The organism is Paraburkholderia sp. CHISQ3, assembly GCF_030464945.1.
Taxonomy (GTDB): Bacteria; Pseudomonadota; Gammaproteobacteria; order Burkholderiales; family Burkholderiaceae; genus Paraburkholderia; species Paraburkholderia megapolitana.
Window position 1 is genome coordinate 82750 of the sequence record NZ_JALPRG010000002.1, and the last position, 25844, is coordinate 108593.

At 62.2% G+C, this 25844-nt stretch carries 22 protein-coding genes; 3 read left to right on the forward strand and 19 right to left on the reverse strand.

Annotated elements, in window-relative coordinates; all coding sequences use genetic code 11:
- Positions 1–58: 58 nt before the first annotated feature.
- Both M0D65_RS04030 and M0D65_RS04035 read right to left on the reverse strand, forming a co-directional pair.
- Positions 59–619, reverse strand: coding sequence for a bacterioferritin (locus tag M0D65_RS04030; protein WP_266251336.1), 561 nt, complete (start codon positions 617–619; stop codon positions 59–61).
- Positions 620–800: 181 nt separating this feature from the next.
- Entirely contained in the window at positions 801–977 is a 177-nt protein-coding gene (locus M0D65_RS04035; RefSeq protein WP_091020219.1) for a DUF1328 domain-containing protein, read from the reverse strand.
- A 302-nt stretch (positions 978–1279) separates the two neighbouring features.
- On the opposite strand from M0D65_RS04035, the gene M0D65_RS04040 reads away from it, so the two are divergent.
- Positions 1280–1417, forward strand: a complete 138-nt coding sequence (locus M0D65_RS04040) for an entericidin A/B family lipoprotein (protein WP_091020066.1) — start codon at positions 1280–1282, stop codon at positions 1415–1417.
- A 127-nt stretch (positions 1418–1544) separates the two neighbouring features.
- Here the strand turns inward: M0D65_RS04040 and M0D65_RS04045 are convergent, their stop codons facing one another.
- Entirely contained in the window at positions 1545–2336 is a 792-nt protein-coding gene (locus M0D65_RS04045; RefSeq protein WP_266251339.1) for a DUF4397 domain-containing protein, read from the reverse strand.
- Positions 2337–2679: 343 nt separating this feature from the next.
- Here M0D65_RS04045 and M0D65_RS04050 point away from each other — a divergent pair, with 343 nt between their 5' ends.
- The gene (locus M0D65_RS04050) at positions 2680–4710 is read left to right on the forward strand and encodes an NADPH-dependent 2,4-dienoyl-CoA reductase (protein WP_266251341.1); all 2031 of its coding nucleotides are present in this window, start codon (positions 2680–2682) and stop codon (positions 4708–4710) included.
- A 36-nt stretch (positions 4711–4746) separates the two neighbouring features.
- On the opposite strand, the gene phoR is transcribed toward M0D65_RS04050, so the two are convergent.
- The 11 genes from phoR to M0D65_RS04105 all read right to left on the reverse strand — a co-directional run bounded on the left by phoR (position 4747) and on the right by M0D65_RS04105 (position 17033).
- Positions 4747–6063 carry a phosphate regulon sensor histidine kinase PhoR gene (phoR, locus tag M0D65_RS04055; protein WP_266251343.1) on the reverse strand — a complete coding sequence of 439 codons (1317 nt, stop codon included), beginning with the start codon at positions 6061–6063 and terminating at the stop codon, positions 4747–4749.
- Between the two features lie 136 nt (positions 6064–6199).
- Positions 6200–6901, reverse strand: coding sequence for a phosphate regulon transcriptional regulator PhoB (gene phoB, locus M0D65_RS04060; protein WP_091020058.1), 702 nt, complete (start codon positions 6899–6901; stop codon positions 6200–6202).
- Positions 6902–6933: 32 nt separating this feature from the next.
- On the reverse strand, positions 6934–7638 hold the full coding sequence (gene phoU / locus M0D65_RS04065) for a phosphate signaling complex protein PhoU (protein ID WP_266251345.1): 705 nt from the start codon (positions 7636–7638) through the stop codon (positions 6934–6936).
- Between the two features lie 58 nt (positions 7639–7696).
- On the reverse strand, positions 7697–8545 hold the full coding sequence (gene pstB, locus M0D65_RS04070) for a phosphate ABC transporter ATP-binding protein PstB (protein WP_096717128.1): 849 nt from the start codon (positions 8543–8545) through the stop codon (positions 7697–7699).
- Between the two features lie 15 nt (positions 8546–8560).
- Positions 8561–9457: a phosphate ABC transporter permease PstA gene (gene pstA / locus M0D65_RS04075; protein ID WP_091020052.1), complete on the reverse strand. Its 897-nt coding sequence runs from the start codon at positions 9455–9457 to the stop codon at positions 8561–8563.
- The gene (gene pstC, locus M0D65_RS04080) at positions 9454–10455 is read right to left on the reverse strand and encodes a phosphate ABC transporter permease PstC (protein WP_091020050.1); all 1002 of its coding nucleotides are present in this window, start codon (positions 10453–10455) and stop codon (positions 9454–9456) included. The genes pstA and pstC overlap by 4 nt, the downstream gene beginning before the upstream one ends.
- Before the next feature lie 115 nt (positions 10456–10570).
- Entirely contained in the window at positions 10571–11602 is a 1032-nt protein-coding gene (gene pstS / locus M0D65_RS04085; protein ID WP_091020048.1) for a phosphate ABC transporter substrate-binding protein PstS, read from the reverse strand.
- Positions 11603–11897: 295 nt separating this feature from the next.
- The gene (gene glmM, locus M0D65_RS04090; RefSeq protein ID WP_266251349.1) at positions 11898–13256 is read right to left on the reverse strand and encodes a phosphoglucosamine mutase; all 1359 of its coding nucleotides are present in this window, start codon (positions 13254–13256) and stop codon (positions 11898–11900) included.
- A 43-nt stretch (positions 13257–13299) separates the two neighbouring features.
- Positions 13300–14187, reverse strand: coding sequence for a dihydropteroate synthase (gene folP, locus M0D65_RS04095; protein ID WP_266251351.1), 888 nt, complete (start codon positions 14185–14187; stop codon positions 13300–13302).
- 111 nt (positions 14188–14298) lie between these two features.
- On the reverse strand, positions 14299–16191 hold the full coding sequence (gene ftsH / locus M0D65_RS04100) for an ATP-dependent zinc metalloprotease FtsH (RefSeq protein WP_091020041.1): 1893 nt from the start codon (positions 16189–16191) through the stop codon (positions 14299–14301).
- Between the two features lie 179 nt (positions 16192–16370).
- Positions 16371–17033 (reverse strand): RlmE family RNA methyltransferase, encoded by a 663-nt coding sequence (locus M0D65_RS04105; RefSeq protein WP_266251353.1) that lies wholly within the window; start codon positions 17031–17033, stop codon positions 16371–16373.
- A 235-nt stretch (positions 17034–17268) separates the two neighbouring features.
- On the opposite strand from M0D65_RS04105, the gene M0D65_RS04110 reads away from it, so the two are divergent.
- Positions 17269–17805, forward strand: a complete 537-nt coding sequence (locus M0D65_RS04110; RefSeq protein ID WP_266251354.1) for a YhbY family RNA-binding protein — start codon at positions 17269–17271, stop codon at positions 17803–17805.
- A 55-nt stretch (positions 17806–17860) separates the two neighbouring features.
- On the opposite strand, the gene M0D65_RS04115 is transcribed toward M0D65_RS04110, so the two are convergent.
- From M0D65_RS04115 to M0D65_RS04135, 5 genes are all read right to left on the reverse strand, one after another.
- A complete protein-coding gene (locus M0D65_RS04115) occupies positions 17861–18376 on the reverse strand; it encodes a DUF4149 domain-containing protein (RefSeq protein ID WP_266252021.1) in 516 nt (171 codons plus the stop codon).
- An 8-nt stretch (positions 18377–18384) separates the two neighbouring features.
- Positions 18385–18861 carry a transcription elongation factor GreA gene (gene greA, locus M0D65_RS04120; RefSeq protein WP_091020036.1) on the reverse strand — a complete coding sequence of 159 codons (477 nt, stop codon included), beginning with the start codon at positions 18859–18861 and terminating at the stop codon, positions 18385–18387.
- 152 nt (positions 18862–19013) lie between these two features.
- On the reverse strand, positions 19014–22268 hold the full coding sequence (gene carB, locus M0D65_RS04125; RefSeq protein ID WP_096717148.1) for a carbamoyl-phosphate synthase large subunit: 3255 nt from the start codon (positions 22266–22268) through the stop codon (positions 19014–19016).
- Positions 22269–22370: 102 nt separating this feature from the next.
- Complete coding sequence (gene carA, locus M0D65_RS04130) at positions 22371–23534, reverse strand: glutamine-hydrolyzing carbamoyl-phosphate synthase small subunit (RefSeq protein ID WP_266251355.1); 1164 nt, start codon at positions 23532–23534, stop codon at positions 22371–22373.
- Between the two features lie 482 nt (positions 23535–24016).
- On the reverse strand, positions 24017–25711 hold the full coding sequence (locus M0D65_RS04135; protein ID WP_091020029.1) for a transglycosylase SLT domain-containing protein: 1695 nt from the start codon (positions 25709–25711) through the stop codon (positions 24017–24019).
- Between the last annotated feature and the right edge of the window lie 133 nt (positions 25712–25844).

The following is a 25844-nucleotide window of genomic DNA, read 5'->3' on the forward strand; positions in this document are numbered from 1 at the left end:
CGTTTCGCGACTGCGCCGTGTGTCTCTCAGGCCCACGTTATTGCTGCCCCTGCCCTCATCATTCGCGACCGTCGAGCAGGTCGGCCATGTCGTCGGCATGTTCTTCCTCGACGGCGAGAATCTCCTCGAAGATGCGCCGTGTCGTCGTGTCCTTGTCGCCAAGGTAGCGAATGATCTCGCGATATGAATCGATTGCGATACGCTCGGCAATCAGGTTCTCGCGAATCATGTCGGTGAGGTTCTTGCCTTCCTTGTATTCGGAATGCGCGCGGGCCTTAAAACCCGCGGGATCGAAATCGGGTTCACCGCCTAGTTGCACGATACGCTCCGCGAGCAGATCGGCATGGCCCTGCTCTTCCGCTGCGTGCGTGGCGAATTCCGCGGCAACGGCTTCCGAGTTGATGCCCTTCGCCATGAAGTGATGGCGCTTGTAGCGCAGCACACAGATGATCTCCGTCGCGAGCGAATCATTGAGCAGTTTCAGCACGGTGTCGCGATCCGCGCCATACGTCTCGGTAACCGCACCTTCCGACATGTGCTTGCGGGCCTGTTCGCGCAAATGCTGCACGTCCATCACGAACGAATCGTTCGACTGCTGTGCATCGGATGATTTCGACATTGACCACTCCTTGAACGGTTTGCAGAGACTCCGCGCGCACGAACCAGATATGGAGTACGCTCGGACAATGCAGTGAGGGCGCAGGCAGGCGGCCCACGACGCGATTCACCTGTGACTGGATGAACCACGCGGGCAGCAATCCCGCGATAACAAGACCATCGGCTGTGCCATGTCGACAACGCTAATCGACGATCTTCTTCGTCACGACGAAGCCGAGCACGAGAAATACGACGCACAGAATCAGAAACAGCACGAACAGGAACTTCGCGATCACAGCGGCGCCCGCCGCGATGCCGGTAAAACCGAGCAAGCCGGCAATCACAGCGATGACGGCAAAGATGAGTGCCCATTTCAGCATGATGTTTTCCTCCGGGACCGTTGGACTGCATGTGTCCATGTAGTTAGCACGCAGCGGGCCTGGGTTCGGCGCGAGCCTGTCTTCACATGAAACGCAGCCTGTCTTGCCGCACACGGACGTGCAGGCACGGCGATTGCTGGCCGATTTCGATACTGTAAGCACCTCGGCGACAGCGGCGACCTGCATGACATTCGCAGCATCGCCAACAGCATCTGCATCATCGCTTTCTTGACACGCAATCGGACCGGACCGGTCGGCAACATGCCGCCAGCCGGATACTTTTTTCAACGGGAGAACACACCATGACTCGACTCATCGCTCTGCTTCTGATCGCCGGCACCGCCGTGCTTGCTGGCTGCAACACCGTGGCGGGTGCCGGCCAGGATATTTCTAGCGGCGGCCACGCGATCACCAATACGGCTGACAAGGTCGCGCAGTAAGCGGGCTCTTTCTGCTCGCAGCATTTGCAGAAGCAGTAAATAACGGCGGCCCGCATAAGCGGGCCGCCGTTTCTTCTTATGCGCCTTCCGGCTAACCGCTACTGAAGTCGTTTGTCGAAGCCGTGTATTACTGACCGTTCAACGTATTCGTCAATTCAAGCGCCGGTTGCGACGTGTTGCCACCCTGCGCCACGAGCAGATGAATCTGGTTCGGCAGCAACTGGCTCAACGCACCCGCGATCGGCACCGACGTCACAAGCCAGTCCGCGTTGTTCTGCAAATCGAACGAGTTCGACTGAAAAATCGGCGTCTTGCTGCCGGCCTGCGTTGCGATCAACTGGTAGGTTCCGCCCGATACATAGATCGAATCCTGACCGCTGGCCGGAACCGCGTTCTTGAACGACACACCCGCCATCGACGGACTGACGCTGCTCACGTCGGTCGTGCCGGCCGACACAAGATAGAGGTCGATGTTCGACGCGTTAACCGATGCATTGAACGCACGAAGTCGCGCGCTGTTCGACAGCAGCCCTTTATCGAACGGATCGTCGATCAGGCCGATATCCGGCGCGGTGAGCCCCGGCAATGCCAGCACCGTGTATTCGTGACCCTTGGCGACATCGGGAAACGCTCCGCTCGCGAGCAATGGCGTCGTCGTGCCTGTCGCCGTGTAGGCGACCGCGGTCTGCCCATTGCCGATATTCGTGAAGTTGGTCACGTTCTTGTAGCTGATGCCTTTCTGCAGCGCTGTGTTGTTGACGAGAAAGTCCACCGTCGGTCCACCCGGTATCGCGTGAACGAAATGGATTTCTGCATCCTGCAGCCCGAGTTCCTTGCCGAGATCGTGTCCTCCGCCGCCGCATGCAGCGACTAAGGACGCTGCGCCGACTACCGCCGCCATGGTCCGGATAAATTTCATGTTTCCACCTCGTTAGTATTGGGCATCTACCCATTGAGCTATGCGGTCGCCGCGCTGCCCGGAGTGAGTGAGGCAAAGCACCGGCTATATCGCCATGCATGGCGGCAACCTGTCGTATCCCTGTACGTGCCGTGCGACACCAGCGAGGTGTTGCAAAAAATTGCACGCGTCTTTCGGACGATCGCATTCAGCAATCGGTGTGCCGTCGAAGGATGTGGGCGACCGGAGGGCCGATAACGCCTGACAGCGCAATGCACTGGGCGGATTAGAATTTTTCTTCGGAGGTTTGGCGCAGATCGCGGTGTATTGTTCGTGCGCACCCAAACTTTACAAGGGTCCCTGCATGTCTTACCAAAATTTGCTCGCGGAGCTCGATCTCGGCTTCACGACGCTGCGCAACCGCGTCGTGATGGGTTCGATGCACACCGGCATGGAAGACCGCTTCTGGAATTATCCGAAGCTCGCCGCCTATTTTCGCGAGCGCGCGCGCGGCGGCACGGGCCTGATCGTCACCGGCGGCATTTCGCCGAATCGCGAAGGATGGCTGTTGCCGTTCGGCGGCACGCTCAATTCGGCGTTCGATTTGCGCAATCACCGGTTGCTCACGCAAGCGGTTCACGAGGAAGGCGGCAAGATTGCGCTGCAGATTCTCCATGCGGGGCGCTACGGCTATCAACCGTTCGTGGTGTCGGCGTCGGCACTGAAGTCGCCGATCTCGAAGTTCAAACCACGCGCGTTGAGCGAAGCGGGCATCGCGCGAACCGTGCGGGCCTACGCGCGCTGCGCGCGACTCGCGCAACGCGCAGGCTATGACGGTATCGAGATCATGGGTAGCGAAGGCTATCTGCTGAACCAGTTCCTGTCTCCGCGCACCAACCAGCGCAACGATCAATATGGCGGCAGCATCGAGAACCGCATGCGGTTACCGCGCGAAATCGTCGAGGCGGTGCGGGCCGCATGCGGCGAGCGTTTTATCGTCATCTACCGGCTGTCGTTGATCGATCTGGTCGATGGCGGCACTACGTGGGATGAAACCGTGCAGGTTGCCCAGGCGCTCGAAACAGCCGGTGTGACGATGTTCAACACCGGCATCGGCTGGCACGAAGCACGCGTGCCGACGATCGTCACGTCGGTTCCGCGTGCCGCATTCGCGCCGCTCAGCGCGCGTTTGAAAGCTGCCGTGCGCGTGCCGGTCATTGTCTCGAACCGGATCAACACGCCCGAACTCGCGGAGCGTCTGATCGCCGAGGGCGCCGGCGATCTCGTCTCGCTCGCGCGGCCCCTGCTCGCCGACCCCGAGTTCGTCGTCAAGACCGCGGAGAACCGCGCGCACGAAATCAACACGTGTATCGCGTGCAATCAGGCCTGTCTCGATCACACGTTCCAGAACAAACGCGCAACCTGCCTCGTGAATCCGCGTGCGGGTCGTGAAACCGAACTGGTCTATCGTCCGCTGGCTGCCGGCAGCACACCGCGCAAGGTGGCCGTGGTCGGTGCGGGACCGGCCGGGTTATCGGCTGCGAGCGTCGCGGCGGCGCGCGGTCATCGAGTGACGCTGTTCGATGCAGCATCCGTGGTGGGCGGCCAGTTCAATCTGGCGATGCGCGTGCCGGGCAAGGAAGAATTCGCCGAAACGATCCGCTATTTCAGCAGCCAGTTGCAGCGGCATGCTGTAGATATCAGGCTCGATACACGCGTCGATGCAGCATTGCTCGCAGCGGGTGGTTACGACGACGTGATCGTCGCTACGGGCATCGTGCCGCGCAAGCCGGGCATTGCGGGTATCGATGGGCCGAACGTGCTGTCGTATGTGGAGGTGCTGCGCGGCGCGCCCGTGGGGCGTACGGTTGCTGTGATCGGTGCGGGCGGCATCGGTTTCGATGTCAGCGAATTCTTGCTGCATCCGCCCGGCGCGCCACTGCCGATGCCACGCGATGCATGGCTCGACGAATGGGGCGTGGATCTGTCGGTAACGACACGCGGCGGCCTGAAGCGCGCCGATGAACCGCACCCACCGCGCGAAATCTGGCTGCTGCAACGCAAGGCCGGCAAGCTCGGTGCGGGGCTCGGCAAAACGTCGGGCTGGGTACATCGCGCGACGCTGACACGCAACGGCGTGCATATGCTCGACGACGTGACGTATGACGAGATCGGCGCGCGCGGACTGAAGATCTCGCGCGGCGGCGAAACACAGTGGCTCGAAGTGGAAACGATCGTGGTCTGCGCGGGACAGGAGTCGTTACGCGAACTCTATCCGGCTACCCAGGCGGCAGAGGGAACGCGTTATCACCTGATCGGCGGTGCGGCGCTTGCAACCGAACTCGATGCGAAGCGCGCCATTCGCGAAGGCGCGGAGCTCGCTGCGCGGTTATAGCGAATCCTCTGTAGCAATGCAGTGCGGCGCTCAGACTCAGACCGGCGCCGGTTGCCGACGCGCCGTACGTGCAGCCGGAAAGCGCACGGAAAACGTACTGCCGCGCCCTTCTTCGCTCTTCACTTCCAGTTGCGCATCGTGCCGCTGCAGCACGTGCTTGACGATCGCGAGGCCGAGCCCGGTGCCACCGGTATCGCGCGACCGGCTGCGGTCCACACGATAGAAACGCTCGGTGAGCCGCGGGATATCGGCGGCGGGAATGCCAAGGCCGCTATCGATCACCGAGAACACCGCGCACTCGCCCTGCGCGTGCCAGTTCACATGGATCGTGCCGCCGTCGGGCGTGTAGTGAATTGCGTTGGTCAACAGATTGCCGAACGCGCTCATCAGCTCGGTCTCGACACCGGTTACCGTCAGCGCCTCGTCCACGTCGAACGAAATGCGGTGCCGGTCGCCGGACAGACTCTGCGAGTCCTCCTTCAGATGGCGCAATACCGCGCGCATATCGATCATCTGGCTGCTGCTGGGCGGTTTGCCGTCGCCTTCGAGCGTCGCCAGCACCAGCAGGTCGCTGACGATATGCCGCATGCGCGACGCCTGCTGCTCCATCAGTTCCAGGTAGCGCGTGCGCTCCGCTTCGCCGAGCGGCAGTTCGCGCATCGTCTCGAGAAAACCGGACAGCACGGTGAGCGGCGTTTTCAGTTCATGCGAAACGTTCGCCACGAAGTCGCGCCGCATCGCGTCGGTACGCTCGAGCTCGGTGATGTCCTGCGACAGTACGAGCTTGCGATTCTCGCCGTACGGAAACACCTGCACCGACAGCACGTTCTGCCGCTTGTCGCCCATCCCGCGCATGATCAGCATTTCGTCGTACTGATGCGAGTTCAGGTAACGGACGAAATCGGGCTGCCGCACGAGATGGGTAATGTGTTGCCGCAGATCGCGCTTCGCATCGAGTCCGAAGTGAACCTCGGAGATCGCGTTGCACCACTCGATCTGATCGTGATCGTCGAGCATCGCCACGCCGTTCGGCGACGCCTGGATTGCCTGGATAAAACGCGAATGCTGCTGTTCGACCTGGCGCACCTGTGCATGCCAGCGCTTCGCGAGCTTGTGTAGCCGGTAATAGATTTCGCCCCAGATGCCGGGCGCACTCGGCACCTCGCCATACACCGGAGCATCGAGCAGGCGCCACAGGCGCTGCTTGTGAAACGTACTGAAGATGCTCTGCACGAGCAGCACGAGTATCGCGAGGACCAGTGCCGCCTTGACGCTGAACAGCACGCCAAGCGCCGCGCACAGAACGGCAAGCAGCACGACCGACACGATGGAGCGCGTCCAGATGACGTTCATGTTCTAGCGATCGAAGAAAGGATGAGGCACGCTGCACGCACGACGGTTCGGCGACGCACGCAGCAAGCGCGCCAGACTGAGCGCACCGCGCCACCGGCGGACCGGCTGGACATCGCCACCTGCGGTGAATGCTGCGTTATGCGGCCCGCGCCAGCCGGTAACCGCTGCCGCGAACCGTCTCGATCATAGCATCGCACCCGGCGGGCTTGAGCGCCGCGCGCAAACGTTTGATGTGCACGTCAACGGTCCGCTCTTCGACGAACACGTGATCGCCCCACACCTGATCGAGCAGTTGCGTGCGGCTGTGCACACGCTCCGGATGGGTCATGAAGAAATGCAGCAGACGGAATTCCGTCGGCCCGAGATCGAGCTTGACCTCGCTGCCTTCCGCATGCGCGGCGACCCGATGCGTAGCGGGATCGAGCTTGAGACCGTTGATCGCGACGACATCTTCGGTGAGCTGCGGCGCACGGCGGCGCAGCACCGCCTTGATACGCGCCATCAGCTCTTTCGGCGAGAACGGTTTCGTCACGTAGTCGTCGGCGCCGATTTCGAGGCCGAGCACCTTGTCCTGTTCATCGCCACGTGCGGTCAGCATGATGATCGGGATGTGCTTCGTACGCTCGTTGTTGCGCAGGTCGCGTGCGAATGCGATGCCGGATTTCCCCGGCAGCATCCAGTCGAGCAGAACGAGGTCGGGCAGCACATCGCTGATCAGGTTCTGCGCCTGTTCGGCGTTGTACGCACGGATCGGGCAATGTCCCGCGTGTTGAAGGTTGACCGAAATCAACTCCGAAATGGCGGGCTCGTCTTCGATGACGAGAATGCTGCTAGGCATCGGCACCTCTTGACCTTAATAAAAAGCGGGAATCAACTAAGCGCTTCGCGCTCGAGCGCGTCACGCGACTTGTGCCGCACATCCGTACCTTTGACGATATAGATGATGAATTCGGCGATGTTCTTCGCGTGGTCGCCGATCCGCTCGATCGCCTTCGCGATGAACAGGAAATCGAGGCCTGCAGAGATCGTGCGCGGATCTTCGGTCATGTACGACACGAGCTTGCGCACGAACGCGCGGAATTCTTCGTCGATCGCCTTGTCGTCGCGCACGATCTGCGCGGCGGCCACGGTATCGAGACGTGCAAACGCATCGAGCGCGCGGCGCAGGATCGACACGGCCATTTCGCCGGACAGCTTGATTTCCGCGATGTTGATGGTGCGCGACGAAGTCTCTTCCATCAGACGCTTGGTGCGCTTCGCGATCTTCTCGGCTTCATCGCCGGCGCGTTCGAGATTCGTAATCGTCTTCGAGATCGCGATGAGGAGGCGCAGGTCGCGCGCGGCCGGCTGACGGCGCGCGATGATGTTGCTGCACTCTTCGTCGATTTCGATTTCCATCGCATTCAGACGTTCTTCGGCGGCGATCACCTGGTCGGCGATTTCGCCATCGAAGCCGTTCAGCGCCAGCATCGCGTTCACGATCTGCGATTCGACGAGGCCGCCCATTTCGAGAACCTTCGACGATACGAGGTTCAGGTCGGCATCGAACTGACTGGAGAGGTGTTTGTCGGACATGTCATGCTCCCTTCTGGTACTGCGTGACGCGGGCCGCTTGCGTGGCATCGAGCGGCGCTCAGCCGAAGCGGCCGGTGATGTAATCTTCGGTTTCCTTGCGGACCGGCTTGATAAAGATCTTCTCGGTATCGCCGAATTCGATCAGTTCGCCCAGGTACATGTAGGCAGTGTAGTCCGAACAACGCGCCGCCTGCTGCATGTTGTGCGTGACGATCACGACCGTGTAGTCGCTTTTCAGCTCCGCAATCAGTTCTTCGATGCGGCCCGTCGAAATCGGATCGAGCGCCGAGCACGGCTCGTCGAGCAGCAGCACTTCCGGGCGGATCGCGATACCGCGTGCGATACACAGCCGCTGCTGCTGGCCGCCGGACAGACCGTAGCCGCTCTGGCCCAGCTTGTCCTTCACTTCGTTCCACAGCGCGGCCTTGGTGAGCGCCCACTCGACGCGGTCGTCCATCTCCGAGCGCGACAGCGATTCGAACATCTTCACGCCGAATGCGATGTTGTCGTAGATCGACATCGGGAACGGCGTCGGCTTCTGGAACACCATGCCGATGCGCGCGCGCAGCAGCGAGATGTCGCGCTTCGTCGTCAGCAGGTTCTCGCCGTCCATCAGGATTTCGCCTTCGGCGCGCTGCTCCGGATAGAGCGCATACATCTTGTTGAAGGTGCGCAGCAGCGTGGACTTGCCGCAGCCCGACGGCCCGATGAACGCGGTCACCTTGCCTTCGGGAATCTTCAGATTGACGTTCTTCAGCGCGTGATACTTGCCGTAGAAGAAGTTGAGGTCGTTGACCTCGATCTTCGGCTGCGTCGGCGCGTGTGTGCGCTCGCTCGCGGCCGGATCGAAGCCAGCAGGCGCTGCGGGGCGCTCGACGGGGTTGAGGTGACTCTCTGCCATATTCATCGGATTGCTCCGCCCTTACTTTTTCGAAAAGATCGAGCGCGCGAGGATATTCAATCCCAGCACCCCGAGCGTAATCAGGAACACCCCGGCCCACGCGAGCGACTGCCATTGCGAGAACGGGCTCATCGCAAACTTGTAGATCGTGACCGGCAGATTCGCGATCGGCTGGTTCAGGTCCAGCGAGAAAAACTGGTTCGACAGCGCGGTGAACAGCAGCGGCGCGGTCTCGCCTGCGATCCGCGCGATCGCCAGCAGTACACCGGTCACGATGCCCGCGATCGATGCCTTCAGCGTGATCGACAGCACCATCTTCCACTTCGGCGTGCCGAGCGCGAAGGCGGCTTCACGCAGTGCGTTCGGCACCAGCTTCAGCATGTTCTCGGTCGTACGGATCACGATCGGGATCTGCAGCAACGCCAGCGACATCACCCCCGCCCAGCCGCTGAAGTGGCCCATTCTCGGCACCATCAGCGCGTACACAAACAGGCCGACGACGATCGACGGAGCGGACAGCAGGATGTCGTTGATGAAGCGTGTGATGCTCGCAAGCCAGCTCTTCTGACCGTATTCCGCGAGGTAGACGCCCGCCAGCACGCCGATCGGCGTACCCACGAAGGTGGCAAGCACGACCATCAGCAGGCTACCGACAATCGCATTCGCGAGGCCACCGCCATCGGTGTTCGGCGGCGGCGTCGACTGCGTGAACAGCTCGATCGACAGACCACCGATGCCGAGGTGCAGCGTCGTGTACAGAATCCAGACCAGCCACAGCAGCCCAAACGCCATCGCGGCCAGCGACAGCATGAGCGCTACCGCATTGATGCCGCGGCGACGCCGTTGCAGGCGGTTGCGCGTTGCTTCGAGTGCGGCCGGATCGGCAAGACCCGGCATGTTCAGGATCGGCTCGCTCATTTCGCGCCCTCCCCGCGTTCCATACGCAGCAGCATGATCTTGGAGATCGCCAGAACGATGAAGGTGATCACGAAGAGAATCAGGCCCAGTTCCATCAACGCGGAGATGTGCAGCCCCGGGTCCGCTTCGGCGAACTCGTTGGCAAGCGCCGACGTGATGCTGTTACCCGGCGAGAACAGCGAGACGTTATCGAGCAGGTTCGTATTGCCGATCACGAACGTCACAGCCATCGTTTCGCCGAGTGCGCGGCCAAGGCCGAGCATGACGCCGCCGATCACACCCGACTTCGTGAACGGCAGCACGATCTTCCACATCACTTCCCACGTCGTGCAGCCGATGCCGTAGGCCGATTCCTTCAGCAGCACCGGCGTCACTTCGAACACGTCGCGCATCACCGCGGCGATGTACGGAATGATCATGATCGCGAGAATCACACCGGCGCACAAAATGCCGATACCGATCGGTGCGCCCTGGAACAGCGCACCGACGATCGGCAGGCCGCCGAGCAACTGACCGAGCGGCTTTTCGAACCACTCGGCAAAGATCGGCGCGAACACGAGCAGGCCCCACATGCCGTAGACGATCGACGGAATCGCGGCGAGCAGTTCGATCGCGATGCCGAGCGGCCGGCGCAGCCAGGCGGGCGAGAGTTCAGTGAGAAACAACGCGATGCCGAAGCTGACGGGCACCGCGATAACGAGCGCAATGATCGACGTCGCAATGGTCCCGTAGATCGGAACGAGCGCGCCGAATTTCTGGCTGGGAGGATCCCAGTCGGAGGTCCAGAGGAAACTGAAACCGAATTGATGAATGGACGGCCAGGAGGCCACGACCAGCGAAACGATGATGCCGCCAAGCAGCAGCAGCGTCACGATCGCGGCAAGCCAGGCGAGTGCCCCAAAGATCACGTCGCCGGCGCGGCTGGGCGCCTTCTGCTGCGCCGCGCTGCCGGGCGGACGGGCGCCGGGCGTATTCGACACGAGATGGATGTCGGACATGAGAACCTGTTTCCAGATGCGGGACGGCACGACGCCTCCCGCCAGTACTGCGGCCGCCCGACCACGCGCTAAACGCGTGGCCGGGCGGCGGGTCACCCTGCTAGACGGATGAAGCTTACTCGGCGATCGCCTTGCCAGCCGTATCCTTCACCTTGTCTTTCCACTGCGAACGGATTTCGCTCACCACCGACGACGGCAGCGAGATGTAGTCCAGTTCGTCGGCAGCCGAACCGCCGTTCTTGAATGCCCAGTCGAAGAACTTCAGCGTTTCCTTGCCTTGTTCCGGCTTGTCCTGCGCCGTGTGCAGCAGCACGAACGTCGCGCCGACCACCGGCCATGCGTCCTTGCCCGGCTCGTTCGTGAGGATCTGGTAGAACGACTTCTTCCAGTCCGCGCCAGCAGCAGCCGCCTTGAAGCTTTCCGTGCCCGGCTCGACCACGGCACCCGACGCATTCTTCAGCGACGCGTACGTCATGTGGTTCTGCTTCGCATACGCCCATTCGACGTAGCCGATTGCGCCCGGCAGACGTTGCACGAATGCCGCCACGCCGTCGTTACCCTTGCCGCCCGTACCGACCGGCCAGTTCACCGTCGTGCCTTCGCCGACCTTCGACTTCCATTCCGGGTTCACCTTGGACAGATAGTTCGTCCAGATGAAGCTCGTGCCCGAACCGTCTGCACGGCGCACGACTGCAATGTCCGTATCCGGCAGCTTGACCTTCGGGTTCAGCGCGGCGATGGCCGGGTCGTTCCACTTCTTGATCTTGCCGAGGTAGATGTCGCCGAGCAGTTCGCCCGACAGCGCCAGTTCGCCCGGCTTCACGCCCGGCACGTTGATCGCCGGCACGACGCCGCCAACCACTGTCGGGAACTGGAACAGACCGTCTTTCGCGAGGTCGTCATCCTTCAGCGGAGCGTCCGAACCGGCAAAATCGACCGTTTTTGCGATGATCTGCTTGATGCCGCCCGACGAGCCGATACCTTGATAGTTGATCTTGCCGCCGCCCGACTTTTGATAGGCGTCAGCCCATTTCGTGTAGATCGGTGCTGCGAAGGTGCTGCCCGCGCCGGTTACGTCGGCGGCTTGTGCTGCGATCGCGAAAAGCGCGCCAGCCACGCCAGCGAACACGGTTTGCATCAATTTCATGAGACCTCCAGTGGTGTGAGCGGATTGCAGGACACCGCGAAGCTTATGGTCTCTTTATGACAGTAACGTGACTAACCGTGAAGGAGGTGTGTCAAATCTATTACGGTGATGAAAGGCAAAGCGCATCTGGAAACGCAGCGGGCGCGACGTTTTTACCGTATTGGTAGAGATTAGGCGAAAAAATGCGGACGCGAACGTTTGCTTTGTTCGCATCACACGGTTTTTCTGGGGAAAAGTGCAGTGAGCATCGGAAGGCTTTAGCCGCCGATGCAGTCGTTGCGGTCGCTTCAGCCGGTCAGGCCGTGGCCTGCTTCACCACGGCTGCGATCGCTTCCGCGTGCTTTGAGGCGTCGCGCTCATGCTCGGCCTCGACCATCACGCGTAGCACCGGCTCGGTACCGGAGGCGCGGATCAGCACACGACCCTTGTCGTCGAGCGCGCGCTCGGCATCGGCGATCGCGTGACGGATCGCGTCGCTGCCCTTCCAGTCGGCGCCCGGTTTCATGCGCACGTTGATCAGCTTCTGCGGAAACAGCGTCACCCCATCGAGCAGTTGATGCAGCGACTTGCCACTGCGCTTCATCGCGGCCAGCACGAGCAGCGATGACACGATGCCGTCGCCGGTCGAATGGCGGTCGAGCGACAGGATGTGGCCCGATCCCTCGGCGCCGAGTTGCCAGCCGTGCTCGCGCAACTGTTCGAGCACGTAGCGGTCGCCGACCGCGGCCCGCACGAACTTCACGCCGGCACGCCGCAGCGCGACTTCGACGGCCATGTTGGTCATCAGCGTGCCGACTGCGCCTTCGACCTTGCCGTCGGTGGCGACACGGTCCTTGACGAGCACATACAGCAGTTCGTCGCCGTTATAGAGTCGCCCCGTCGAATCGACCACCTGCACGCGATCGGCATCGCCATCGAGCGCAATACCGAAGTCCGCGCGATTCGCCCGCACTGCGCGCACCAGCGCGTCCGGCGCCGTGGCGCCGACGCCATCGTTGATATTGAAGCCGTTCGGCGCAACGCCGATCGGTATCACCTCGGCGCCGAGCTCGTGGAATACGTGCGGTGCGATGTCGTAGGCGGCGCCGTGCGCGCAATCGACGACGAGTTTCATGCCGTGCAGATCGAACGCGGCGGGAAACGTGCTCTTGCAGAACTCGATGTAGCGGCCCGCCGCGTCATCGAGCCGGCGTGCCTTGCCCAGTTGCTCCGACGATGCGCACGCGAGCGGCTTGTCCAGTTGCTCTTCGATCTTGTGTTCGATCTCGTCGGGCAGCTTGTTGCCGTCGGCGGAGAAGAACTTGATGCCGTTGTCGTAGTAAGGATTGTGCGAGGCGCTGATCACGACGCCCGCAGCGAGGCGCAAAGCACGCGTCAGGTACGCCACCCCCGGCGTCGGCATCGGACCGGCCAGCATCACGTCTACGCCCGCCGCCGAGAAGCCCGATTCGAGCGCGGCTTCCAGCATGTAGCCCGAAACGCGCGTGTCCTTACCGATCAGCACCGTAGGTCGCGTGCCGGTCTGCGCCCAGCGGTCAGCGCCCGCCAGCACCTTCCCTGCGGCATAGCCGAGCCGCAACACGAAGTCGGGCGTGATCGGCGCATCGCCGACCTTGCCGCGAATCCCATCGGTACCGAAATAGCGACGTGCCATTGTGAGTTCTTCCTTTCTTGCTTGAAGGGTTCAACTGAGAGGTTCAACCACGACGCACGGCATCGCGCATCGCGGTCCAGATTTTTAAGGCATCCACGGTCGGCGCGACGTCATGCACGCGCACGATCGCGGCGCCGCGCTCGGCCGCGCAGACCGCGGCGGCGAGGCTCGCCGCCAGCCGGTCGGGCGCGGCGCGCCCGGTCACTGCGCCGAGCATCGATTTGCGCGACATGCCTGCGAGCACCGGCAACGGTGGGTCAAGCTGCGGCGCCGATTCCAGTAGTTGCGCGAGCAACGTGTAGTTCTGCTCGATTACCGTCTTGCCGAAGCCGAAGCCGGGGTCGACGGCGATGCGTGCCTGGGCAATGCCCGCCGCGCGTAATGCGTCGACGCGCTCCGTCAGAAAACGGCGCACGTCGCGCACCACGTCTTCGTAAGCCGGCTCGCCGGTCTGCATCGTGCGCGGCTCGCCGAGCATGTGCATCGCACATAGACCGCAGTTGCTGTCACGCACGGCCTCGATCGCGCCAGGCATGCGAAAGCCCCAGACATCGTTGATCAGATCCGCACCGGCCGCGAGCGCTGCGCGCATTACGCCGGGTTTGTAGGTGTCGACGGAGAGCGGCACGTTCGCGCCGTGCAGCGCTTCGACCAGCGGGATCACGCGTTCCAGTTCTTCGTCGAGCGACACCGGGGGCGCGCCCGGCCGCGTCGATTCCCCGCCGATGTCGAGCATGTCCGCGCCGTCGAGCATCATCCGCTCGGCCTGCCGCAGCGCGTCGCCGTACGCAGCGTAGCGGCCGCCATCGGAAAAGGAGTCGGGCGTGACGTTCAGGATGCCCATCACGAGCGGCCGCTCGAACGAGAGCGTGAAGCGCCCGCATTGAAGCGGACCGGGGATGGGGCGAGACAGCAAATCGATGTTCGACACGAAACTGGACTAGCAGGGCTGCGTAAAAGAAGAATACAAAACGAAGAATGCAAAACGGGCCGGTGCGATATCACACCGGCCCGTACTTAACGTACGTAGAGGCAGTTCAGGTCAGGCCGGTGCAGTTGCGCTGCCCGACTTGACTTCGGTACCCGTGCTGCCACCCGACGACGCATCGCCTGCCGGCGGGGACGAACTGGTCTTCGGCGAGCGCGGCGGCCGGCCGTCCATGATGTCGTTGATCTGATCGGCGTCGATCGTTTCCCATTCCATCAGGGCGGCGGTCATCGCTTCGACCTTGTCGCGGTTCGCGTCGAGCAGACTGCGTGCGAGGTTGTACTGCTGGTCGAGCACGCGGCGGATTTCAGAATCGACCTTTTGCTGCGTCGCTTCGGAGATCGTGCGCGTGAACCCGCGACCGAACGGCGTCGCATCGTTTTCATCGTCGACGTAGACCATCGGTCCGAGCGCGTCGGTCATGCCGAAGCGGGCAACCATGGCGCGCGCCGTAGCCGTCGCCTTGTTGAAGTCGTCCGATGCGCCGGTGCTGATCAGGTTCAGGAACAACTCTTCCGCGACACGACCGCCAAACAGAATGGCGAGACGATCGAGCAGGTAGTCCTTCGAATACGTTTCGTTGTCGTGTTCCGGCAACTGCCACGTCACACCCAGTGCGCGACCGCGCGGAATGATCGTGACCTTGTGCACCGGATCGGCCTTCGGCAGCAGCTTCGCAATGACCGCGTGGCCCGACTCGTGGTACGCAGTTGCGCGCTTCGATTCTTCACGGATAACCGCGGACTTGCGCTCCGGTCCCATGAAGATCTTGTCCTTCGCGTCCTCGAAGTCCGCCATTTCGACGATGCGCTTACCGCGACGTGCGGCAAACAAGGCCGCTTCATTGACGAGGTTCGCGAGATCGGCGCCCGAGAAGCCCGGCGTGCCGCGTGCAATCACTGCTGCGTCGACGTCGTTGGCGATCGGCACCTTGCGCAGATGCACCTTCATGATGTGCTCGCGACCGCGGATGTCCGGCAGCCCCACATACACCTGACGGTCGAAACGGCCCGGACGCAGCAGCGCCTTGTCGAGCACGTCGGAACGGTTTGTCGCAGCGATCACGATGACGCCGGAATTGGCCTCGAAGCCGTCCATTTCCACGAGCATCTGGTTCAGCGTCTGTTCGCGCTCGTCATTGCCGCCGCCCATGCCGGCGCCGCGATGACGACCGACCGCATCGATTTCATCGATGAACACGATACACGGTGCATGCTTCTTCGCCTGTTCGAACATGTCGCGCACGCGGGCCGCGCCCACGCCGACGAACATTTCAACGAAGTCCGAACCCGAGATGCTGAAGAACGGCACCTTGGCTTCGCCCGCGATAGCGCGTGCGAGCAAGGTCTTGCCGGTTCCCGGCGGGCCGACCAGCAGCACGCCGCGAGGAATCCGCCCACCGAGCTTCTGGAACTTCTGCGGATCGCGCAGGAAATCGACCAGCTCGGACACTTCTTCCTTGGCTTCGTCGCAGCCGGCGACGTCGGTGAAATTGATAGCGTTGTTGTTTTCGTCGATCAGACGTGCACGGGACTTGCCAAACGAGAACGCACCGCCCTTCCCGCCCCCCTGCATCTGCCGCATCATGTAGAACCAGAAGCCGATGATCAGGATGGTCGGTCCGAGGTAATACAGCGCGGACATCAGCGCGCTCGGTTCGTCGTCAGCTTTGCCGCTCACCTGAACGCCGTACTTCATCAGATCGCCGACCATCCAGATGTCGCCAGGCGACACGATCTGGTACTTCGGACCGTCTGCGGGAGTGACCGTGAGGTTCCGCCCCTGAACGATGACGTTCTTGACCTTACCGGTCTTGGCGTCGTCCATGAACTGCGAATAGGAAACGCCTTCCTGGACACGGGGCTTGTCGAACTGCTTGAACACCGTAAACAGCACCAGTGCGATAACCAGCCACACTGCTGCCTTCGAAAACATGTTGTTGTTCAAAGCACCACTCCTTCACTCATTGACGGGCGCCTACATTTTCCTTGCGGCACCACTCAGGCATTCTAATCCAGTCCGCAGGGGCCTGCCATAACCAATCGCTACTGCACAAATAGCGCTCGGCCGCTCCGGCGGGGACTTCCGGCGATTCCGGGATATGCAGACCCGGACTTCGCACGCCGTTATCGGGGATGTTTCAAATGCCTACCCAAAATAAACGTTTCAGACGATTTATCCCGCGATGCTTTCGGCTTGCGGGCCGCAACCGTTTTAAATTGTTGCTTGAACTTTTCGACAATCTGGCTGTATCCGCTGCCATGAAAACATTTGACTAAAAGGGCGCCATCTGATTTCAGGTGGTTTTGCGAAAACTCCAGCGCGAGATCGCATACATGCTCGATTCGCGCGGCATCCGCGGACGCCACTCCCGACAGGTTGGGCGCCATGTCCGAAATTACAAGGTCCACCTGGCGCTCTCCGACCATTTCTTCGAGCTGCCCAAGCACACTGTCCTCGCGAAAGTCGCCCAGGATGAAGTGCACGTCGGCGATCGGCTCCATCGGCAGAAGGTCGAGCGCAATCACGGTGCCGTCGATGCCGCCCTCGCGCGTCGCATCGCGCTGCGCGCCCTGCGCGAGCTTGTTGCGCGCGTACTGGCTCCAGCTGCCGGGCGTCGAGCCGAGATCGACGATCACCTGGCCAGGCTTGATCAGCTTGTCCTGTTCGTCGATTTCCTTGAGCTTGTACGCCGCCCGGGCGCGGTAGCCTTCCCGTTGCGCCATCTTCACGTACGGGTCGTTGATATGGTCGTGTAGCCACGAGTGGTTGAAGCGGTTTTTTGCCATTAACGATGAACTCTTGCTGCGTGATACCGCACTTTTAGCGGATAATACGCGTTTAATTAGCGCGGCAGCCGTCCATCAAAGTTGGCTGTTACCCGCGTTTTCGTGTTCTGGCGTGCCGTTCGCCGTTACTGCCAGGCATCGCCGGATATCCCGGACGTTGTCGAAATCTGTCGAACACCAAGGCCCAGCCCTCAAGCTGCAGGCGCCGCCATTTTAGTCGAGTCTCCCAAACCCCATGCCAGCCCTTAACGTTTCTTCCGATCAACGCGCCGAATTGCGCTCCCAGGCCCACGCGCTCAAACCGGTCGTACTGGTCGGTGCCGAAGGGCTGACTGACCCGGTACTGGCCGAGATCAAGGTCCACCTGGCCGCCCATCAACTGATCAAGATCCGCGTGTTCGGCGACGAGCGCGAAGAGCGGATCGCTGTCTATGAACAGATCTGCGACCAGTTGAATGCCGCGCCGATCCAGCATATCGGCAAGCTGCTGGTGATCTGGAAACCGGAGGGCCCTGCTGCACCGGTCGTCAAGGGTCGCCGCAGCACGATGCCTCCAAGCGCCCGCGAAGCCGCCGAAGCCGAAACCAAACCGGGCAAGGGTCGTGCGCCGCGCGTGGTCAAGGTCGTCAAGCCGACCGACAGCCCGGTGCGCAAGCCGAAAGCACAAAAGATGGTGGTCCGCGGCAACGAACGCGTCACGGCGGGCGGCAACATCAAGCGGGCGAAAAAGCGGCAGACGGGCGCAAAGCGCCAGCATCAGACCAGCAAGTAAGCGGCGCGCCCCTAGCCTCGGGTTACCCGCCACGCGCGAACCCGGGGCGGGCCGCCTACCGGTCGCGTCCGCCCGGCGGCGGCACGGCTAACGCAACAGGGTTCGCGCCTGCCGGCAACTTCCAGACAAGCGCAAGACCGAGCAGGCTCTCGATCAGATAAAACAGACTGGACACGCCGTGCAGGATGCCAAAACGCATCGCATATGCGGAGTGCCCCACGTCCACGCCTTCATTCAGCGCGTCCATGCGCAGCGCATTCATGAACGGCTGCAGCGCGAAGTAGCCGATCAGCACGCAAACAAGCATCCCGGCAACCAGCCAGCGCAACCGCCGATAGCCATCTTCGCCGGCGCGTATCAGCCGGTTGCCGAGCACGAGCAGCAACACGCCGCACACGACGCCCATCAACCCTTCGATATGAAACAGCTGCGCGGCGACCGCGCCGGCGCTCATCCGCTCAAGCGATGCGAATAGCACGGGCGCGACGACATAACCGATGGTCAGCAGGCTGCCGACCCAGAACACGGTAAGCAGCCGGAACACGCGATGCGGTAGCGGCGACGGCGACACAGCGACGCTCAAACGTAGCGCACCGAGATGATCTCGTACTTGCGCACGCCGCTCGGCGCCTGCACCGATGCGACGTCGCCTTCCGACTTGCCGATCAATGCCCGCGCGATCGGCGAGCTGATCGAGATCAGGCCGTGCTCGAGGTCTGCTTCGTCGTCGCCGACGATCTGATAGGTCACCGATGCGCCGGACGCAAGATCTTCGAGTTCGACGGTCGCTGCAAACACGATGCGGCCTTCTGCGTCGACCCCAGACGGGTCGATGACCTGCGCGGCGGCAAGCTTCGATTCGATGTCCGCAATACGGCCTTCGATGAAGCCCTGCTTTTCTTTCGCCGCGTCGTATTCGGCGTTTTCCGACAGGTCGCCCTGGGCACGCGCTTCCGCGATCGAATTGATCACAGCCGGGCGTTCAACCGATTTCAGGCGTTGAAGTTCGTCGCGCAGCTTGTCTGCGCCGCGCTTCGTCAAGGGAATAGTGCTCATAAACAACTCTGGTGGCAAAAAACGGCCATAAAAAAAATCACCGCGGTTAAGTGCATCCCCGGAGGAGCTGGCTGCAGTAAAACTGACTGGCCGGTGCCCTGAGGGACGCCGCTTAACCGCGGCACTTACGTCTTTGACTGGTAGTCGAAGCCTTAGTTTAGGCGAGCATGCAGCCCTTGTAAATCATAGACTTCGAGGTCCTTCAGGTAGCGCAACCCTTCAACCGCGGCGCGCGCACCCGACATCGTCGTGTAGTACGTCACCTTGTTCGCCTGCGCGCTCATGCGGATCGAACGCGAATCGGCGATCGCGGCGCGCGTTTCGTCGACGGTCGTGAACACGAGTGCGATCTCGCTGTTCTTGATCATGTCGACGATGTGCGGACGGCCGTCCTTCACCTTGTTCACGACCTTCACCGGCACGCCGGCCGCCTCGATTGCCGCCGCGGTGCCGCGTGTTGCGACGAGCGGATAGCCGAGTTCGTGCAGCATGCGCGCGACTTCGACGGCCTTCGGCTTGTCGGCATCCATCACGGTCAGCAGCACCGTGCCCGACTCGGGCAGACGCGAACCGGCCGCGAGTTGCGACTTGAACAGTGCTTCGCCAAATGTTTGGCCGACGCCCATCACCTCACCCGTCGAACGCATTTCCGGTCCGAGCACCGGGTCGACCGTCGGGAACTTGATGAACGGGAACACCGCTTCCTTCACGCTGAAGTACGGCGGCACGACTTCCTTCGTCACGCCCTGCTGCGCGAGGGTCTGGCCGACCATCGCGCGGGCCGCGATCTTCGCGAGCGGCAGGCTCGTTGCCTTCGATACATACGGCACCGTGCGCGATGCACGCGGGTTCACTTCGAGCACGTAGATCACGTCTTCTTTCGAACCGTCGGCCTGGGGCACCTGCTGGATCGCGAACTGCACGTTCATCAGGCCGATCACGTTCAGCGCCTTCGCCATCGCAGCGGTTTGCCGCTTCAGTTCGGCGACCGTCTGCGCCGACAGCGAGTACGGCGGCAGCGAACACGCCGAGTCGCCAGAGTGCACGCCGGCCTGCTCGATGTGTTCCATCACGCCGCCGATGAACACCGCCTCGCCATCGGAAATACAGTCGACATCGCATTCGATCGCATCGTTCAGGAAGCGGTCGAGCAGCACCGGTGAATCGTGCGACACCTTCACGGCTTCGCGCATGTAGCGTTCGAGATCGCGCGGCTCATGCACGATTTCCATCGCGCGGCCGCCGAGCACGTACGACGGACGCACCACGAGCGGATAGCCAATTTCATCGGCGAGCTTAAGCGCTTCGTCTTCCGCGCGCGCAGTGCGGTTGGGCGGCTGACGCAGATTCAGCGTTTGCAGCAGCTTCTGGAAACGCTCGCGGTCTTCGGCTGCATCGATCATGTCCGGCGAGGTGCCGACGATTGGTACGCCGTTCGCTTCGAGATCGAGTGCGAGCTTCAGCGGCGTCTGGCCGCCGTACTGGACGATCACGCCGAGCGGCTTTTCCTTGTCGACGATTTCGAGCACGTCTTCGAGCGTCAGCGGTTCGAAGTACAGGCGGTCCGACGTGTCGTAGTCGGTCGATACGGTCTCGGGGTTGCAGTTGACCATGATCGTTTCATAGCCGTCCTCGCGCATCGCGAGCGCGGCGTGCACGCAGCAGTAGTCGAACTCGATGCCCTGGCCGATGCGGTTCGGTCCACCGCCCAGCACCATGATCTTCTTGTTGTTCGTCGGTTGCGCTTCGCACTCTTCTTCGTACGTCGAGTACATGTAGGCGGTTTTCGTCGCGAACTCCGCCGCGCACGTGTCGACGCGCTTGTACACCGGGCGCACGTTCAGTTCGATACGGCGTTTGCGCACGTCCGTCTGCGTCGCGCCGACGAGCTTCGCGAGACGCCGGTCCGAGAAACCGCTCTGCTTCAGGTAACGCAGTTCTTCCGTCGACAGGCTCGCGAGCGTGCGGCCGGCCAGCGCCTTTTCTTTCAGCACGATCTGTTCGATCTGCGCGAGGAACCACGGGTCAATTGCGGTTTCTTCGAAAATTTCCTGCTGCGTCATACCGGCGCGGAATGCGTCGCCGACGTACCAGATGCGATCCGGACCGGCTTCGCCGATCTCGCGGATGATCTCGTCGCGGTTCGTCGTCTTCTCGTCGAGACCATCGACGCCCACTTCGAGACCGCGCAGCGCTTTCTGGAACGACTCCTGGAACGTGCGGCCAATCGCCATCACTTCGCCGACCGACTTCATCTGCGTGGTCAGGCGCGAGTCGGCTTCGCGGAATTTCTCGAACGCGAAACGCGGAATCTTCGTGACGACGTAGTCGATCGTCGGTTCGAACGATGCCGGGGTCTGGCCGCCGGTGATTTCGTTCTTCAGCTCGTCGAGTGTGTAGCCGACGGCGAGCTTCGCCGCGACCTTCGCAATCGGGAAGCCGGTCGCCTTCGACGCAAGCGCCGACGAACGCGACACCCGCGGATTCATTTCGATCACGACCATCCGGCCATCTTGCGGATTGATCGAGAACTGCACGTTCGAGCCGCCGGTGTCGACGCCGATCTCGCGCAGCACCGCGAGTGACGCGTTACGCAGGATCTGATATTCCTTGTCGGTCAGCGTTTGCGCCGGCGCGACGGTGATCGAGTCGCCGGTGTGGATGCCCATCGGGTCGAGGTTTTCGATCGAGCACACGATGATGCAGTTGTCCTTCTTGTCGCGAACCACTTCCATCTCGTACTCTTTCCAGCCGAGCAGCGACTCTTCGATCAGCAGTTCGTGCGTCGGCGACAGATCGAGGCCGCGCTTGCAGATTTCTTCGAACTCGTCGCGGTTATACGCGATACCGCCACCCGAGCCGCCCAGCGTGAACGACGGCCGGATCACCACCGGATAACCCCCGCTGCCGGTTTGCACGGCGATTTCGCCCTGCACCTGCAACGCTTCTTCCATCGAATGCGCGACGCCCGACTTCGCCGAGCCGAGGCCGATCTTCGTCATCGCGTCCTTGAACTTCTGACGGTCTTCGGCCTTGTCGATCGCTTCCGGCGATGCCCCGATCAGCTCGACCTTGTACTTTTCCAGCACACCGTGGTGATGGAGATCGAGCGCGCAGTTCAGCGCAGTCTGGCCGCCCATGGTCGGCAGGATCGCGTCCGGGCGTTCCTTCGCGATGATGCGCTCGACCACTTCCCAGGTGATCGGCTCGATATACGTGACGTCGGCCGTATTCGGGTCGGTCATGATCGTCGCCGGGTTGCTGTTGACGAGAATGACCTTGTAGCCTTCCTCACGCAGCGCCTTGCACGCCTGGGCACCCGAGTAGTCGAACTCGCACGCCTGGCCGATGATGATCGGACCCGCGCCGATGATGAGGATGCTCTTGATGTCTGTCCGCTTGGGCATAACGCTCTCGCTAATGTATTCCTGAATTCTTCCGTTGGCGCGCGTCGGCCGGCCGTCTGCCAGGCCGCGCACGCTCTTTGTTGCAGCGCTCGTCGCGAGCGCTTATGCCGCTGCCGATGCTGTCGCCGTGCGGCCCTGCTTCGCGTCCATCAGCGCCGTGAAGCGATCGAACAGGTAACCGATGTCGTGCGGCCCAGGCGATGCTTCCGGATGACCCTGGAAGCAGAAAGCCGGCTTGTCGGTCAGTTCGAACCCTTGCAGCGTGCCGTCGAACAGCGAGATGTGCGTCACCTTCGCGTTGGCGGGCAGCGAGTCGGCATCGACTGCGAAGCCGTGGTTCTGCGACGTGATCACGACACGACCGTCGCGCAGATCCTTCACCGGATGGTTGGCGCCGTGGTGACCGGTCTTCATCTTCAGCGTCCTGGCACCGACGGCGAGGCCCATGATCTGATGGCCGAGACAAATGCCGAAAGTCGGGATGCCGCGCTCGATGAACGTGCGGGTCGCCGCGATCGCGTAGTCGCACGGTTCCGGATCGCCGGGACCGTTCGACAGGAACACGCCATCCGGATTGAGCGCGAGTGCTTCTTCGGCGCTCGCCTGCGCGGGTAGCACGGTGACGTGACAGCCGCGTTGAGCCAGCATGCGCAGGATATTGCGCTTCACACCGTAGTCGAACGCGACCACGCGATACTTCGGCGCATTCTGCGTGCCGTAGCCTTCGCCGAGACGCCATTCGGTCTCGGTCCATTCATACGGTTTGTCGACCGAGACGACCTTCGCGAGGTCCATGCCGGCGAGCCCCGGGAACGAACGCGCGAGTTCGATAGCCTTCGCCTCGTCCACTGCGCCGGCGACGATCGCGCCGTTCTGCGCGCCCTTGTCGCGCAGCACACGGGTCAACCGGCGCGTATCGATACCGGCGATCGCCACGATGCCTTCGTCAACGAGGTAATCGGAGAGCGTGCGTTCCATACGGAAGTTCGACGCGAGGACCGGCAGGTCGCGAATGATGAGGCCGGCGGCATGGACTTTCGTGGCTTCGACGTCTTCGGCGTTAACCCCGACGTTGCCGATGTGCGGATACGTCAGCGTGACGATCTGGCGCGCGTAGCTCGGATCGGTCAGGATTTCCTGGTAGCCAGTGATGGCCGTATTGAAGACGACTTCGCCGATCGTTTGACCGGACGCGCCGATCGAGTAACCACGAAAGACCGTGCCGTCGGCGAGCGCGAGCAGAGCGGGAGAAAAAGACGGCAACACGGGAGGCTCCTTGGGAACACCCTGTTGCCGACCTGTCTATCCGACCGTGCGGGCCGCGGCGAGGCGCATCGTCGGGATGCGCGCGCAGGCTCGCTCGCGCGGGTCGCTGTCAACGTTGCACTGGCGCGATGGACCCGTTGTGCGGGTGGTTCGGCGGGTGCGGGGCGTTGGCGGCGCGCGGCGGATGAACGGTATGGGAGCGGTAGGCGCTAGGGTGCGGGTTGATAAGCTCAAACCTTCGAATTATAGCCGGAAAACACCCTTTTCTTCAAATCCGGTAGGGGCCGGACGGCCCGAGCCTCGGCCCGTAAGGGTTTGCGGACGGGGCTGACAACGAGGACAACCGGATCAACCAAGCGGACCCACCAATGAAAACGCCGTCACGCGGGTGACGGCGCCGGAAAACGCGGGGTGATCGGAGCGCACTTCCATGCGCTGCCCCCGCAACGCATGTGGTCACCCCCGTGGGAGCCGCTTTTGGTCTAGTCGCTCTTCTTCGCGCGGGCCGCAGTCTTCTGGCGGCTTGCTGCCGCGGCCTTGGACGCCTTGCCGGTCGTTCCCGCGGGCGCCGCCTTGCCTTTTGCTGCGTCAGGCTTGCTGGCTTTACCCACCGGGTCCGCTACCTTGACGACAACGCTGGAGCGGCTCCGACCATGTTTCTTATCGTAGCGCGGTTCGTTCTTCGTGTCTGCCACGCGTGTACCGATCTTCTCGACGCTGCCGCCCTGCACGTTGGTGGCGAGGCGCTGCGGCCCGGGCTCGCTCGGCATTACCTTGCCGACCGGCACGTGCAGCACGATGACCTGCCCCGGTGTGACGAGGTCGCGACGCGTCCTGTTCCAGGCCTTCAACTGTGCGATCGATACGCCATAGCGGTCGGCAAGCGCGCCCATCGATTGTTTGCGGCGCACGCGGATCAGCATCTTGCGCGTGTCCGGTACGTCCGGTTCCATTGCGAGCACGGCGCTTTCGGCGACGTCCGCGCTGATGTCTTCATCGTCGTCGTCATCGCCGCGCGGCACGACGATCGTCGAGCCGGGCTTGAGTCGCATCCCCGCCGGAATCTTGTTGACGCTCATCAGCGTGTCAGCATCGACGCCGATCTTTTCCGCGATCGCCGCAGGACGCGCGCGCTCGGTCACCGTGTAAGTGGTCCACGACGACAGCTGGCCGGAATACGACTTCAGATTGCGCTCGAAGGCGCTCGCGTTATCGAACGGCAGCAGGATCTGCGGTTGCGTCGCACCGAGAATGACCGGCTTCTTGAACGACGGATTCAGCGACCGGAACTCGTCGCCGCTCATGTTCGCAAGCTTCGCCGCCGTGTCGACGTCGATATCGTGCGCGGTCGTAACGGTAACGAAATACGGGTGATTCGGGATGGACGGCAGCGTGAGCCCGTACGTCTGCGGGTTCGTCACGATGTTCTTGACCGCCTGCAGCTTCGGCACGTAGTTGCGCGTCTCGCCAGGCATGCGCAGGCTTTGATAGTCGGTCGGCAAGCCGGCCGCCTGGTTGCGCGCAATCGCGCGCTGCACGTTGCCCTCACCCCAGTTGTACGCAGCCAGTGCGAGATACCAGTCGCCGAACATGTCATGCAGACGCGACAGGTAGTCGAGCGCGGCGCTCGTCGACGCGAGCACGTCGCGGCGCTCGTCCTGCCACATGTTCTGCTTGAGGTTGTAGGTGCGGCCGGTACCCGGGACAAACTGCCACATGCCCGCCGCCTTCGCGACCGACAGCGCCTGCGGGTTGTACGCGGATTCGATGAACGGCAGCAGCGCGAGCTCGGTCGGCATGTGCCGTGCCTCGAGCTCTTCGACGATGTGGTACAGGTACTTCTGCGAGCGCTCGGTCATGCGCTGCACGTAGTCGGGTCGCTCCGTGTACCAGGTCACCTGCATGTCGACGAGGTCGCTCTGCAGATCGGGCATCTGGAAGCCGCGGCGAATGCGCGCCCAAAGATCGGAATCGGCCGTTGTCAGCTGATCGACCGAGCCTTGATCGACGTTGATCGTTTCTTTCGCAGAAGCGGTTTTACGGAGTTCGTCGGCGACGGCTTGCTGGGTGGCGTCAGTGGCGGGGGTGGAAGCGGTGGGGGTATTGCTCGTTGTCGGTCCCTTGCTGGCACAGGCGGCAAGCATCAGGACCAGCAACGCACTCAGGATAAATCGCATGAACGTCTCGGCTTCCACAGGACTGGAATTTGCAGCCGATAGTACGAAAGTGCATCGCCTCCGTCAATGGAAAATATAGGGAAAACCTAACCAAATCCGGGCCTTGGCGATTTTTTTGGACTTTCTCGGTGAG